The following is a 14,631-nucleotide window of genomic DNA, read 5'->3' as shown; positions in this document are numbered from 1 at the left end:
TCCAATATGCAGGGTATACGATTAGGTTATAACAACCGTCAATAACGGGATAAGAAACGATAGCCATAAATCATAACTAAAAAGCCTAAATGAATTACCCGATGGATCATATTGATAAAACAGGTTAACTATAATTTGGCAAATAACGACAATCTGTGCGAAAAATACAGTACAATGCGCTGTTTATTAACATTAAGGAGCCACTTATGAGCACAACTATCTATAAAGATTTCACCTTTGAAGCTGCACACAAATTACCCCATGTTCCAGAGGGGCATAAGTGTGGGCGCCTTCATGGGCATTCTTTCATGGTGCGTTTGGAAATTACTGGTGAAGTCGATGCACACAGTGGCTGGATCATTGATTTTTCTGATGTCAAAGGGATATTTAAACCGATTTTGGAACAGCTAGATCATCATTATCTGAATGACATTGAAGGTTTAGAGAACCCAACCAGTGAAGTTTTAGCACAGTGGATTTGGCAACAAACTAAACCACGTTTACCATTACTCAGCGCGGTTACGGTAAAGGAAACCTGCACTGCAGGCTGTGTTTATCGCGAGGAAGCCTAAATAATATGATTATTTAGTGCTGTTTTACCCCAGCCATATCACTTTTTATGACTGGGGTATCAATTATTGAATATTCAAATATTTGTGAGTCTGAATGGACAAACGCCAATTACGCTGAATACAAGTCTCAATACACAGTTTAGTGGCGGCCGTTTTTTGGCTGATCGGTTGCAGTGCAACAATTGGCGGGTTATCTGATGTACGCAATGCTAAAATAGCATCGAGTGCCTCAATATCTTTTTCCCGTGCAACCGGGTGCTTCACCTCATTTGCTCTGTTAACTGCCTGAACTAAAACCTCAAGCCCGCCTTTCATGCCCACTTTTGGTGAAACCGTCACCCATGTTTTTTCTGAGCATTGAATAGGGTAAGTCCCGCTGGTTTCAATTTGGCATTGATAACCACTTTGTTCTAATGACTCCGTCAGTGGTGTTAAATCATAAATACAAGGCTCTCCCCCTGTAATCACAATATGCTTTGCGGTAAACCCTTTTGCTTTCATTAACTGGATCAATGCATAGCTATCGGCCATTGCCCATGTATCTGAATCAAGTGTCTTTAATGCAATATCACCCAGAGTGGTTTGTTTATCTTGTTTTTTTTCCCACGTTTGCTTGGTATCGCACCAGCTACACCCTACTGGGCAGCCTTGTAAACGAATAAAAACGGCTGGAACACCTGTAAAAACCCCCTCACCCTGCAATGTTTGGAAGATTTCATTAATTGGGTATTTCATATCACTCCTAAATTAGTTAACTAAGTGGACATTATATTGCAGATATCTATCTCACGAACAAGGGAGTTTGTGATAATGTAGCCACCTTGGGTTCAATAATGTACGTCCAACTTAATAAACAATACCGAAACTATATTCGGAACGATATCTCCTAAGAAAAGACAGGAAAAGACATGCAAAGTAGTCAAACAAACCAACTCAGAAAGGGACTGAGTGTCAGGCACATTCGCTTTATGGCTTTAGGGTCGGCGATTGGGACTGGTTTATTCTATGGTTCCGCATCCGCAATTCAAGCTGCGGGTCCTGCAGTTCTGCTAGCCTATATGGTTGGCGGTGCAGCCGTATTTATGGTCATGCGCGCTTTAGGTGAAATGGCCGTGCATCATCCTGTCCCCGGTTCTTTCTCACACTACGCCAGCCATTATATGGGTCCCCTCGCAGGCTTTTTGACTGGCTGGAACTATGTCTTTGAAATGCTGGTTGTTTGCTTAGCAGATATCACCGCTTTTGGGATGTATATGGGCTTTTGGTTCCCGGATGTTGACCAATGGATATGGGTATTAAGCATTGTGTTATTCATCGGTGCACTGAATCTATGCCACGTTAAAATCTTCGGTGAAATGGAGTTTTGGCTATCCATCATTAAAGTGTCAGCCATTATTGCGATGATTATTGGCGGAACATTCTTAATGTTTTACGGTTTTGGCCAAGAAACAGATCATGCGGTTGGTATCCAAAACTTGTGGGAGCATGGCGGCTTTATGCCAAATGGTATTTCAGGGGTGATTGCCTCCCTTGCCATTGTTATGTTCGCATTCGGTGGTATTGAGGTCATTGGGATCACGGCCAGTGAAGCGCAAAACCCAGAAAAAACCATACCGAAAGCGATTAATGCGGTACCTCTTCGCATCTTATTATTCTATGGATTAACGTTATTTATCCTGATGTGTATCTATCCATGGAACCAAATTGGTCAAAATGGCAGCCCATTTGTGCAAATTTTCTCCAGTTTAAATATTTCATCCGCCGCTAATATTTTAAACGTGGTGGTCATCACCGCGGCAATCTCTGCAATTAACAGTGACATTTTTGGCGCAGGCCGCATGATGTACGGCATGGCGCAAGACAAACAAGCACCGCAAGTCTTTACCAAGCTGACAAAAAATGGTGTGCCATGGGTTACTGTTTTAGTGATGTCCGTCGTGATGTTGCTTGGCGTTTATCTCAACTACCTATTACCTGAGAAAATTTTCGTTATCATTGCCTCAATTGCAACATTTGCAACGGTCTGGGTTTGGTTGATGATTTTACTCTCCCAAGTCGCGATGCGCCGTCAAATGAGCAAAGAAGAGGTTAAAAAACTGAAATTCCCAGTGCCATTTTGGCCTGTAGGCCCTGCAATCACTATCGCCTTTATGGTGTTCGTTATTGCATTGCTGGGCTTTTTTAAAGATACCCAAGTGGCATTGTTAGTTGGCTTTGCGTGGGTTGCGATACTCAGCGTAACATTTTTTATTATGCGTAAATTTCAAACCAAATAGTTTTTAGGTTAGATAGTCAAAAGCCCAATACCATTAATGATATTGGGCTTTGTTCATTATGCTAATGCCTGTTTAAGGTCTTCAATTAAATCTCTTGGGCTTTCTAACCCAATAGATAACCGAATTAATCCATCACTAATACCGTATTGTTGGCGCTCTTCTGCCGTATACGTTGAGTGCGTCATACTTGCAGGGTGCTGAGCCAAAGACTCACAATCCCCCAAACTAACTGCTCGAGCAAACAAGTTTAAACGGTTCAAAAATTGCTTACCAGCGTCTAACCCCCCCTTAAGCTCAAACGCTATCATTCCCCCCGATAATCGCATTTGCTTTTGAGCCAGTTCATATTGAGCAAAACTGGGCAACCCGGGGTACATCACTTGGGCAACTTGTGGGTGTGATTCTAAGTACTCAGCCACTGTTTGCGTACTTTCGACAATACGCTCCATTCTAACAGGCAACGTTTTCATTCCTCGTAATACAAGATTCGCATCGTGTGGAGAAAGACAAGCCCCTGTCATATCCTTTAACCCTACCAATCGAATTTGTTTCGCTAAAACTTCAGTCGTGACTACTGCACCTGCCATTACATCACCATGACCATTCATGTATTTGGTCAGCGAGTGAATAACGATATCAGCCCCTAATTCTAATGGCCTTTGGATATAAGGCGTACAATAGGTATTATCAACTATCGTGAATATTTCCTGTTGATGAGTTTGTTGATATTGATGAACAACATCAACCACCGCCTTAATATCGACCAAACGCATATTTGGGTTCGCTGGTGATTCAAAAAATATAATGCGTGTTTTATCAGTTAACTCACGAGCGATATTCTCTGGTGAACTCATATCAATATGACGAACCTTTACACCAAAGCGTGCCAAGCCATGATGAAAGAAGGCATAAGTACAACCATAGACGGTCATATCGACCAATAACTCATCCCCTGGGCTCAGTAATGTCCAAAGTGTTGATGTTATCGCTCCCATACCTGAAGAAAACACAATCCCAGCTTCCCCTCCCTCTAAATCTGCAATACGTTTTTCTAGTAAACTTAATGTTGGGTTATTGATACGGGTATAAATATAACCATCTGATTCACCACTAAAGCAAGCTGCACCTTCTTCTACGCTCTCAAATACATAAGTTGATGTCTGGTAAATAGGTGCAGTTAATGAGCCTAAATTTTTAGCAGGATCATAATAATTATGTATTATGCGAGTTTCAAAAGAATGCAATTTATCTAAAATCATACCACCTCCGAAATATTACCCCTCCTGGGCTTTATTCAATCGAGAACCAACAATTTGTAAAGTTCGTAAAACGGTACTAATTCCACGTAATGTATCGGGATCTTTTAATAAACTATAAACAGAACGAAAATTATGTGTTTTATCTGAATATTTGGCTTCCATCTTTGCCATATTATAAGCTGTACCTAATTCCCATACTGGCGTTAATGTATCCTCAAAACTATTCGCTAATTTTTCAACCGTCCCCGTATCCATGATATCTACGAGGTCAGATAATAAAGATAATAAATCCACGATATTGTCAAAACGCTGTAAATATAATAATGGGGCTATTTTATCTGCTAAATGATTCGCAGGTTCGCTATTTAGTAAATCAAGAAGTTTTGCTTGTTGATCATTATTTGACATGATTATTCCCCTATTACACTAAACCGCGAATAGCAGCCCAATATATTCCTCGATTAAAACCATTTCTTAATAGTCCGCCCACTTTCGTTGCAGGAGTCGGAATTACATCATGTTTATAATCGTACTGTAATGGCATTCCTGCATTAAGCCCCATCTGTGCCACTGCTTGGACACGCCCATCATAAATTGCTGAAGGGTATCCATATGTGAGCTCCCCGCAAATATTATCGGCAATTATCGCAGCCTGATTATGGCAGCTTCCCCCGGCTTTACTTATCGGCAGGTCAACCGTATCACCAATGACATAAACGCCTTCTGTGCCATACACTTGCATCGTTTCATGATCTGTTGGCAACCAACCTTCGCCATTTTTATGTTCACTTAAATTCGTATTTACTACAGCCTCAACGGCAGTAATTGGCGGTGTGCTAATTAAAATATCAAACGGTTGCTCATCACCTTCTTTCGAATAAGCAATTTTTTTATCTGGATCAACCTTATCTAAAGTAAAACCTCGCTGTGCTTTAATATTTTTAATGTTAAAAATTTCAGGTATCGCTTCACACACAGGTTGTTGCAAAAACAAACAATTTCTAAGTAACTGAGAAACTGTTGGATAGGTATAAACTATTTCGATATTGTCCCGAACTCGTCGTTTACGTAAAAACTCATCAAGCATCAATGTTGTTTCCATTGGTGCTATTCCACATTGGTGAGGTACGTTTGGTGTTTCAGGAAATGAAACTGTAATAAAAATACGCCCTTTTTCAATCTTAGCAATTTGATCCGCTAATTTCCTCGCGGCATCATAAGCATAAAAATTATTTCCTATCTCTTTCAAACCTTCAATTCTATCTGGTCTCGGTACACAGCCTGTGGCGACAACTAAAAAATCATAGTTATATTTTTTTCCGCTTCTAGAGTGTAGTTCTTTATTTTTAAAATCAAATGATTCAATTTTATCAATCTCTAATTGAATTTCAGGGCGCAATAATGCTCCTTGATCTCTCATCAGCTCGTCTTTAAAAAATAGATTAAATGCAACATACATAAAGGCGGGTTTATAATAATGAATTGGGTTATCAGTGATAAGAGTAACTTTTATTTTTTTGGAGAAAATTTCTTTGTTGAGTTTTCGGGATAGTATATTTGCTAACATAGTTCCACCAGTACCGCCACCAACTATCACTATATTTATCATAACATCTCCAAACTAAATAATTAAAATTGATAGCATATTATTAATTAGATTTTCAAATTAATACTTTATAAATATAGTTTAATTTCAATAATTACCAATATAATTAATTGAATATAACCTCATAAACAATAAGAAAAATTAATTACACCTAAGTATAGATTCCTATGAATAAATTAAGGATAAAAACTATCATCACGGTAACCATTTTTCCAAAAAAAAATACTAATAAGAATAATGACCTATGATTTTCCATTTAAATAAAACATCTTCCGCTACTTGACCATAACCAATGTTATGCATAATCAAATAATTTTTTTTATCTATCGCTTTTACTGAAGTTACAATACCAATATGTGGCCTTCCATTGTCTAATCGCCATGTAACAATATCGCCAGGTACATAATCTTTTGTGTCATTAGTAACGGGTTTATTTTTACCTTTACGTGAAAAAAACACTTCTAAATTAGGCACTCTGCGATGATCAATATTAGTATCCGTTTTGCGTAATCCCCAAATACGCTGGCTTGGATATTTACTAAAGTTAGCTTTCATCTCTTCATGAACTAATTGTTGCAGATCGATACCTATTTTCCGGTAACTACGGATCACGACATCAGAGCAAACACCATAGTTTTCAGGAACATCTCCGTTGGGGTAGGCGATTTGTCGATATGCAGGATCATAAATAACTAAACGAGGTAGCTCTTCTGCATGTTTGGCTAAGGCTAAATTAGTACTACTTGCAGCCTGGGGGAGGGACAATAATAAAACAACTAACAGTGTCGTTTTCAAAGAGATATTCTCCATATCAATATATGAATAAAATCTACAATAAAAACAAATAAAAATAAGGTGTGAAAATCTTAATTATCTGGACACATCAAACCGAGTCATAATTGGGTTATGATCAGAAGCTTCTGTAATTAATACTTTACTATCAATAGCTTTGAGCCCTCGATAGAAAATGTAATCTAATGGTCTGCCAAAAGCCTTAGTCCGTAAATCCTCATCAAAGGTAATTTCTTTTAGCCCAACGCTACGAATAAATCGTTTTAATGCATTCACTCGCTGTCGGCTCCATGCATTAAAGTCACCTGCTAAAATAACAGGTCCTACGTGTTTACCAATGTGAATACCAAGCTTATTCAGTTGCCTTGTATAAACATCGACCCCAAAGCTAAAGTTGATAGCATGGACATTTGCTACCATCAATTGCTTTCCATTTGGTAAGGGATAAACCGTAATCAATGCTGATTTAGCCAGTCGAAGTAATGGTTCTTTTTCTCGTAACGGACAGCAGTAAATAGGATGCGCGGTTGCAAGAGTCATTACCCCTGATGGGTGGGGAGAAAAAGGAAGAGCGGGAACCTGATCGGCAATAAGTTGCTGGGAGGCGGCAAAAGAAATCAATTCAGGAGACATTTGAGCTTCTTGTAATAAGATCAACTTGCGATCTTTTACTAACTCGCTTAAAGCTGCTTTCCAATTTGGCCGCTGTTGTTTATAAATGTTCCATATAACAACATCCAGTGTTTCACCAGCTGCAAACAAAGGTAAACCAATTGGGAGTGAGTCCCCTAGCATGTGAACAGGCGTCGGCTGAATACGTTTAGCGGGTTGACCTGCAATATATCGAACAGAATAGGTTCTTTTCGCCAAGTTCAACTTCCTACATTATTTCCAATAAAATGATAAATTCTACGCTTTATAACTTGTACCTGTGATTCAGTATACCAAATCCACCTTATTATGGCTTATCAAATTTAGTAAATGGCATCTCTCACTCAACCATATCATCTCTCAGGCAATTATTCTTATCGTTAGCCCCTTCCCAGCCAGCCTAGACATTCTGTCTGATAACTTTATCTTCACAGGTCCCATCCATCTACAAAATTTTTAATTAACGATCTTCCATGGTTTACCTCACAAAAAATCATTATGAGGCGTATAAGTAGCAATAAAGCTGGGGTTAATAACAACAATACAGGCAAAATATTCTGCAAGAAAGAGCAAAGGGAAAATATGGAGTCGTGAATAAATGGATTAAATACCTTAAGGCACTAGTTAATCGTTAATGGTGAATTAGTGGAAAAGTGTATTACTGGAAGAATAGCACTATCCAAAAGGTATTCAATCTGATAAATAAACGGGATAAGAGCAGTGATAACACCCCAAAGTGAGTCACTTAGAAGACTATTGATACGCTTATCACTTTTTGTATCCTTCACTTTTAGTCACAAAAATCAACAAAAAGAGCAAGCAAATCGCCCCCCCTCTGCGTTATCAAATACGTTGAAATTACAAAAGCGCCATAAACAGATAAATTAGTTGCTGAGTGAATTATTGATTAACAATAAGTGGCATAAATACAGAGGACGATTTTCAATGAGAAAAGGGAGGATAATGGAAGCTAACCTGATAAAAACCGTGATAACCCCTGTTAATTGCTAAGCCGATTATTGATTAACGATGATAAAAAGTGCCATAAATAAACACCTTAATTGCTAAGTGAACTACTGATTGGCTTATGATTAACTAATGAGGGGCTTTGTCTTCTCATCTCCATACTTTACCAGCGTTGAAAAAGACAAAGCCAACAATAGGAATCCCCGCTAATCTTTATCAAATTCACTTACGCAGCACAGTATCATCAACAAACACGTTATTTGTTGAGTGAATTATTGTTCAGCGATGAGAGAAAGTGCCATAAATAAACACTTTAATTGCTAAGTGAACTACTGATTGGCTGATGATTAACTAACGAGGGGCTTTGTCGCGTCATCGCCATACTTTACCAGCGTTGAAAAAGACAGAGCCAACAATAGGAATCCCCGCTAATCTTTATCAAATTCACTTACGCAGCACAGTATCATCAAAAAACACGTTAATTGCTTAGCCTATTATTGATTAACGATGATAAAAAGTGCCATAAATAAACACCTTAATTGCTAAGTGAACTACTGATTGGCTGATGATTAACTAACGAGGGGCTTTGTCGCGTCATCGCCATACTTTACCAGCGTTGAAAAAGACAGAGCCAACAATAGGAATCCCCGCTAATCTTTATCAAATTCACTTACGCAGCACAGTATCATCAAAAAACACGTTAATTGCTTAGCCTATTATTGATTAACGATGATAAAAAGTGCCATAAATAAACACCTTAATTGCTAAGTGAACTACTGATTAGCTTATGATTAACTGACGAGGGGCTTTATCGCTTCATTTCAGGCCTTACCCTCGCTAAAAAGACAGCGCCAACAATAAGAATCCCCGCTAATCTACATCAACTTCACTTACTCAACTACAGTACCATAAACAGATAAGTTAGTTGCTGAGTGGATTATTGAATAACAATGATAAAAACTTCCTAGATAAATAAGTTAATTGCTGAGTGGATCATTGATTAACTTATGGCTTTTGAGTCTCTTCCTCTTTCAACCATAAAAAATAACGGGCAGAGTAAACAAAGCGAAGCATACCGAACAGCTCAACTACCGTAAACTGCGTCATTTTTATTTCCCTCAAACGCAAAAAAGCCACCCATTGGGTGGCTTTCTCACTAATTTAATGTCTGGCAGTTCCCTACTCTCACATGGGGAGACCCCACACTACCATCGGCGCTACGGCGTTTCACTGCTGAGTTCGGCATGGGGTCAGGTGGGACCACCGCGCTATTGCCGCCAGACAAATTCGGTTCGTTCCCGTTTAGCGTTATTTCTCACTAAACCAGAACTTCAATCTTGAACAAGCTGTGTATCCTTCGCCTTTCGGCTTCTCACGTTCTTTGAAAATCAACTCAATCTCTCTAAAACACCTTCGGTGTTGTCAGGTTAAGCCTCACGGTTCATTAGTATTGGTTAGCTCAACGTATCGCTACGCTTACACACCCAACCTATCAACGTCTTAGTCTTAAACGTTCCTTTAGGACCCTTAAAGGGTCAGGGAAGACTCATCTCAAGGCAAGTTTCCCGCTTAGATGCTTTCAGCGGTTATCTTTTCCGCACTTAGCTACCGGGCAATGCCATTGGCATGACAACCCGAACACCAGTGGTGCGTCCACTCCGGTCCTCTCGTACTAGGAGCAGCCCCTTTCAATCTTCCAACGCCCACGGCAGATAGGGACCGAACTGTCTCACGACGTTCTAAACCCAGCTCGCGTACCACTTTAAACGGCGAACAGCCGTACCCTTGGGACCTACTTCAGCCCCAGGATGTGATGAGCCGACATCGAGGTGCCAAACACCGCCGTCGATATGAACTCTTGGGCGGTATCAGCCTGTTATCCCCGGAGTACCTTTTATCCGTTGAGCGATGGCCCTTCCATTCAGAACCACCGGATCACTAAGACCTACTTTCGTACCTGCTCGAGCCGTCACTCTCGCAGTCAAGCTGGCTTATGCCTTTGCACTAACCGCATGATGTCCGACCATGCTTAGCCAACCTTCGTGCTCCTCCGTTACTCTTTGGGAGGAGACCGCCCCAGTCAAACTACCCACCAGACACTGTCCGCACCCCGGATAACGGGGCAACGTTAGAACATCAAACATTAAAGGGTGGTATTTCAAGGTTGGCTCCACGCAGACTGGCGTCCACGCTTCAAAGCCTCCCACCTATCCTACACATCAAGGCTCAATGTTCAGTGTCAAGCTATAGTAAAGGTTCACGGGGTCTTTCCGTCTTGCCGCGGGTACACTGCATCTTCACAGCGAGTTCAATTTCACTGAGTCTCGGGTGGAGACAGCCTGGCCATCATTACGCCATTCGTGCAGGTCGGAACTTACCCGACAAGGAATTTCGCTACCTTAGGACCGTTATAGTTACGGCCGCCGTTTACTGGGGCTTCGATCAAGAGCTTCTCCTTACGGATAACCCCATCAATTAACCTTCCAGCACCGGGCAGGCGTCACACCGTATACGTCCACTTTCGTGTTTGCACAGTGCTGTGTTTTTAATAAACAGTTGCAGCCAGCTGGTATCTGCGACTGGCTTCAGCTCCATGGGTAAACCACTTCACCTAATGCCAGCGTGCCTTCTCCCGAAGTTACGGCACCATTTTGCCTAGTTCCTTCACCCGAGTTCTCTCAAGCGCCTGAGTATTCTCTACCTGACCACCTGTGTCGGTTTGGGGTACGATTAATGATAATCTAGAGCTTAGAGGCTTTTCCTGGAAGCGGGGTATGAGCTACTTCGCCACCGTAGTGACTCGTCATCAGACCTCAGCATATAGTGAACCGGATTTGCCTAATTCACCTGCCTACATCCTTAAACCGGGACAACCGTCGCCCGGCCAGCCTAACCTTCTCCGTCCCCCCATCGCAATTATCACCAGTACGGGAATATTAACCCGTTTCCCATCGACTACGCATTTCTGCCTCGCCTTAGGGGTCGACTCACCCTGCCCCGATTAACGTTGGACAGGAACCCTTGGTCTTCCGGCGTGCGGGTTTTTCACCCGCATTATCGTTACTTATGTCAGCATTCGCACTTCTGATACCTCCAGCATACCTCACAGTACACCTTCACAGGCTTACAGAACGCTCCCCTACCCAACAATATCTAAATATCGCTGCCGCAGCTTCGGTGCATAGTTTAGCCCCGTTACATCTTCCGCGCAGGCCGACTCGACCAGTGAGCTATTACGCTTTCTTTAAATGATGGCTGCTTCTAAGCCAACATCCTGGCTGTCTGAGCCTTCCCACTTCGTTTCCCACTTAACTATGACTTTGGGACCTTAGCTGGCGGTCTGGGTTGTTTCCCTCTTCACGACGAACGTTAGCACCCGCCGTGTGTCTCCCGTGATAACATTCTTCGGTATTCGTAGTTTGCATCGAGTTGGTAAGTCGGGATGACCCCCTAGTCGAAACAGTGCTCTACCCCCGAAGATGAGTTCACGAGGCGCTACCTAAATAGCTTTCGGGGAGAACCAGCTATCTCCCGGTTTGATTGGCCTTTCACCCCCAGCCACAAGTCATCCGCTAATTTTTCAACATTAGTCGGTTCGGTCCTCCAGTTAGTGTTACCCAACCTTCAACCTGCCCATGGCTAGATCACCGGGTTTCGGGTCTATACCCTGCAACTCATTCGCCCAGTTAAGACTCGGTTTCCCTACGGCTCCCCTATACGGTTAACCTTGCTACAGAATATAAGTCGCTGACCCATTATACAAAAGGTACGCAGTCACCCCATCCTCAAATGTCCCGCTTGCCTTTGCTGTCAACCTTGCCCGATTTTTTAACTTCCGTTGCTCATGGACTTAAATGTCCACTGCGCGACGGCTTGAAAAAATCAGCCAATCTTGTTGGCAAATGCTGCGCTGTTCTTGTGGTGGTTGTTTAAACCCTCACTCACTTGCCGAGGCATTTGAGTGATGGGGCTCCCACTGCTTGTACGTACACGGTTTCAGGTTCTATTTCACTCCCCTCGCCGGGGTTCTTTTCGCCTTTCCCTCACGGTACTGGTTCACTATCGGTCAATCAGGAGTATTTAGCCTTGGAGGATGGTCCCCCCATATTCAGACAGGATAACACGTGTCCCGCCCTACTCGTCGAGTTCACAACACTAACACCTTCGGATACGGGGCTATCACCCTTTACTGCCGGCCTTTCCAGACCGTTCTCCTGATGCTAATGCTGATTAAGACTCTGGGCTGCTCCCCGTTCGCTCGCCGCTACTAGGGGAATCTCGGTTGATTTCTTTTCCTCGAGGTACTGAGATGTTTCAGTTCCCTCGGTTCGCCTCGTTTGACTATGTATTCATCAAACGATAGTGCAACGAATTGCACTGGGTTTCCCCATTCGGACATCGTCGGTTATAACGGTTCATATCACCTTACCGACGCTTTTCGCAGATTAGCACGTCCTTCATCGCCTCTGATTGCCTAGGCATCCACCGTGTACGCTTAGTCGCTTAACCTCACAACCCGAAGGTGTCTTTTATGTCGGTCGACGCAAAACCCGACGGTTTCGTGTCTGTTGACAACATCTTCAAGTTGAGATTTTTGAGAGACTCTCACATTGTTTAAGCGATAAACAATGTGCGTTGTTTTCAATTTTCAGCTTGTTCCAGATTGTTAAAGAGCATAATTGTTAAACCAACTATTTACATAATTGGCTTAATCATTATTGGGGACATCGTCTTTCACTCGATATCGGCGCAATTGGCGTCCCCTAGGGGATTCGAACCCCTGTTACCGCCGTGAAAGGGCGGTGTCCTAGGCCTCTAGACGAAGGGGACACAAGATATTGCACAAAACATGCGGTATCTCATGTAAGTCCTATTCTCTCGAATAAGTCTCCCACGTATAGCCTATTGCTCTACTTTCTATCAGACAATCTGTGTGAGCACTTCACAAAAACACTTCAATGGTAAGGAGGTGATCCAACCGCAGGTTCCCCTACGGTTACCTTGTTACGACTTCACCCCAGTCATGAATCACAAAGTGGTAAGCGCCCTCCCGAAGGTTAAGCTACCTACTTCTTTTGCAACCCACTCCCATGGTGTGACGGGCGGTGTGTACAAGGCCCGGGAACGTATTCACCGTAGCATTCTGATCTACGATTACTAGCGATTCCGACTTCATGGAGTCGAGTTGCAGACTCCAATCCGGACTACGACGTACTTTATGAGTTCCGCTTGCTCTCGCGAGGTCGCTTCTCTTTGTATACGCCATTGTAGCACGTGTGTAGCCCTACTCGTAAGGGCCATGATGACTTGACGTCATCCCCACCTTCCTCCGGTTTATCACCGGCAGTCTCCTTTGAGTTCCCACCATGACGTGCTGGCAACAAAGGATAAGGGTTGCGCTCGTTGCGGGACTTAACCCAACATTTCACAACACGAGCTGACGACAGCCATGCAGCACCTGTCTCAGAGTTCCCGAAGGCACTAAAGCATCTCTGCTAAATTCTCTGGATGTCAAGAGTAGGTAAGGTTCTTCGCGTTGCATCGAATTAAACCACATGCTCCACCGCTTGTGCGGGCCCCCGTCAATTCATTTGAGTTTTAACCTTGCGGCCGTACTCCCCAGGCGGTCGATTTAACGCGTTAGCTCCGAAAGCCACTCCTCAAGGGAACAACCTTCAAATCGACATCGTTTACAGCGTGGACTACCAGGGTATCTAATCCTGTTTGCTCCCCACGCTTTCGCACCTGAGCGTCAGTCTTTGTCCAGGGGGCCGCCTTCGCCACCGGTATTCCTCCACATCTCTACGCATTTCACCGCTACACATGGAATTCTACCCCCCTCTACAAGACTCTAGCTAACCAGTTTTAGATGCCATTCCCAGGTTAAGCCCGGGGATTTCACATCTAACTTAATTAACCGCCTGCGTGCGCTTTACGCCCAGTAATTCCGATTAACGCTTGCACCCTCCGTATTACCGCGGCTGCTGGCACGGAGTTAGCCGGTGCTTCTTCTGTCGGTAACGTCAATCGTTGATGATATTAGCATCAACGCCTTCCTCCCGACTGAAAGTACTTTACAACCCTAGGGCCTTCTTCATACACGCGGCATGGCTGCATCAGGCTTGCGCCCATTGTGCAATATTCCCCACTGCTGCCTCCCGTAGGAGTCTGGGCCGTGTCTCAGTCCCAGTGTGGCTGATCATCCTCTCAGACCAGCTAGGGATCGTCGCCTAGGTGAGCCATTACCTCACCTACTAGCTAATCCCATATGGGTTCATCCGATAGCGCAAGGACCGAAGTTCCCCTGCTTTGCTCCTGAGAGATTATGCGGTATTAGCCACCGTTTCCAGTAGTTATCCCCCTCTATCGGGCAGATCCCCATACATTACTCACCCGTCCGCCGCTCGTCAGCGAGAAGCAAGCTTCCCCTGTTACCGCTCGACTTGCATGTGTTAGGCCTGCCGCCAGCGTTCAATCTGAGCCATGATCAAACTCTTCAATTAAAAAGC

At 43.1% G+C, this 14,631-nt stretch carries 8 protein-coding genes, 1 tRNA gene and 3 rRNA genes; 2 read left to right on the top strand and 10 right to left on the bottom strand.

The window, feature by feature from the left end; genetic code table 11:
* Nucleotides 1-206: 206 nt before the first annotated feature.
* Nucleotides 207-572: a 6-carboxytetrahydropterin synthase QueD gene (gene queD, locus J6836_RS00390; protein ID WP_219245967.1), complete on the top strand. Its 366-nt coding sequence runs from the start codon at nucleotides 207-209 to the stop codon at nucleotides 570-572.
* A 63-nt stretch (nucleotides 573-635) separates the two neighbouring features.
* Here queD and queE read toward each other — a convergent pair whose 3' ends face one another.
* Entirely contained in the window at nucleotides 636-1,307 is a 672-nt protein-coding gene (gene queE, locus J6836_RS00385; RefSeq protein ID WP_219245966.1) for a 7-carboxy-7-deazaguanine synthase QueE, read from the bottom strand.
* A gap of 173 nt (nucleotides 1,308-1,480) precedes the next feature.
* On the opposite strand from queE, the gene J6836_RS00380 reads away from it, so the two are divergent.
* Nucleotides 1,481-2,848, top strand: a complete 1,368-nt coding sequence (locus tag J6836_RS00380; protein WP_219245965.1) for an amino acid permease — start codon at nucleotides 1,481-1,483, stop codon at nucleotides 2,846-2,848.
* Between the two features lie 56 nt (nucleotides 2,849-2,904).
* On the opposite strand, the gene megL is transcribed toward J6836_RS00380, so the two are convergent.
* The 9 genes from megL to J6836_RS00335 all read right to left on the bottom strand — a co-directional run bounded on the left by megL (nucleotide 2,905) and on the right by J6836_RS00335 (nucleotide 14,625).
* Nucleotides 2,905-4,107, bottom strand: coding sequence for a methionine gamma-lyase (gene megL / locus J6836_RS00375; protein WP_219245964.1), 1,203 nt, complete (start codon nucleotides 4,105-4,107; stop codon nucleotides 2,905-2,907).
* 15 nt (nucleotides 4,108-4,122) lie between these two features.
* Entirely contained in the window at nucleotides 4,123-4,515 is a 393-nt protein-coding gene (locus tag J6836_RS00370; RefSeq protein WP_219245963.1) for a hypothetical protein, read from the bottom strand.
* 13 nt (nucleotides 4,516-4,528) lie between these two features.
* Entirely contained in the window at nucleotides 4,529-5,716 is a 1,188-nt protein-coding gene (locus J6836_RS00365) for an NAD(P)/FAD-dependent oxidoreductase (RefSeq protein ID WP_219245962.1), read from the bottom strand.
* A 222-nt stretch (nucleotides 5,717-5,938) separates the two neighbouring features.
* Nucleotides 5,939-6,523, bottom strand: a complete 585-nt coding sequence (locus J6836_RS00360) for a DUF1287 domain-containing protein (protein ID WP_219245961.1) — start codon at nucleotides 6,521-6,523, stop codon at nucleotides 5,939-5,941.
* Nucleotides 6,524-6,583: 60 nt separating this feature from the next.
* A complete protein-coding gene (locus tag J6836_RS00355; protein ID WP_219245960.1) occupies nucleotides 6,584-7,375 on the bottom strand; it encodes an endonuclease/exonuclease/phosphatase family protein in 792 nt (263 codons plus the stop codon).
* A 1,913-nt stretch (nucleotides 7,376-9,288) separates the two neighbouring features.
* A 5S ribosomal RNA gene (rrf, locus tag J6836_RS00350) occupies nucleotides 9,289-9,404 on the bottom strand.
* 141 nt (nucleotides 9,405-9,545) lie between these two features.
* Nucleotides 9,546-12,631 (bottom strand): 23S ribosomal RNA (locus J6836_RS00345).
* A gap of 245 nt (nucleotides 12,632-12,876) precedes the next feature.
* Nucleotides 12,877-12,952, bottom strand: a tRNA-Glu gene (locus J6836_RS00340).
* A 132-nt stretch (nucleotides 12,953-13,084) separates the two neighbouring features.
* Nucleotides 13,085-14,625 (bottom strand): 16S ribosomal RNA (locus J6836_RS00335).
* Together the 16S, 23S and 5S rRNA genes with 1 tRNA gene alongside form the textbook arrangement of a ribosomal RNA operon.
* Nucleotides 14,626-14,631: the final 6 nt, after the last annotated feature.

Source organism: Providencia sp. R33, from assembly GCF_019343475.1.
Taxonomy (GTDB): domain Bacteria; phylum Pseudomonadota; class Gammaproteobacteria; order Enterobacterales; family Enterobacteriaceae; genus Providencia.
Note: the sequence above shows the minus strand (reverse complement) of the source record. Positions and strands in the feature narration are given on the sequence as shown.